Below are 688 nucleotides of genomic sequence, written 5' to 3'. Positions count from 1 at the left end.
CTTCAAATTCAGAATCGATTCGAGCAACAAAGTGTGAGTTTTGAGTGAACATTGTTGTGACTTCGCCACCAAATGTACTAGGGCTAATACCTGTGCGTAGCTCAAATGTATTGTAGTTAAAGTTGTTTGCATACGCAGAGAATGAACACAGTGTAACCAACCCCAAAAGGACCGTCTTGTTTGCGCTACCTAGCATGGTGACTCCATATTAATTATATTTTTCGGCATTATAATGCAAAAAAGCCTGCAATATGCAGGCCATTTGTTATAAATCATGTCTTTGAAGTCGACGGTACGGAGTTCGTATCTTACAAAACTTGAATATGATCTACTTCGATCTCTGGCGTTTTACCACCTTCGTATTCGCCAAATATACGAACTTTTGTATCTGCGGTGAGCGGTTGCGCTAGAAGGATATCGTCATCCAGTTCGATCTGAATTTCACTCTGACCATCAGAGAATACGAACGTATCGTTTTTTAGTTGACGAACAATCTTGCCATCTACGATTGCTTCTTGCTCTGCGAACATGCTGGTGTCTGCTAGTAGAGTCGCAACTGAAACGGTTTCAATCGGTCCCGTGTACGCAATAGCGCTCTGATGCTTGTGGTTACTGTCGCTATTGTTGTGATTACTGTCGCTGTGATGGTCGCTAGCCATTGCGAAAGTAGGAGCGAGGATAATAGTAG

1 protein-coding gene and 1 pseudogene are annotated in these 688 nt (G+C 42.6%); both read right to left on the bottom strand.

The genetic code is table 11. The features are described 5' to 3' along the window. Positions 1 to 196: pseudogene (locus AB4653_RS26050) on the bottom strand (hypothetical protein); the annotation flags it as partial. 112 nt (positions 197 to 308) lie between these two features. Then, a partial coding sequence (locus AB4653_RS26045; protein WP_372105670.1) for a YgiW/YdeI family stress tolerance OB fold protein occupies positions 309 to 688 on the bottom strand: 380 nt, incomplete at its 5' end.

This window comes from Vibrio sp. 10N.222.48.A3 (genome assembly GCF_041475345.1).
GTDB lineage: Bacteria > Pseudomonadota > Gammaproteobacteria > Enterobacterales > Vibrionaceae > Vibrio > Vibrio tasmaniensis_A.
This window is presented reverse-complemented; position numbering and strand designations above follow the sequence as displayed.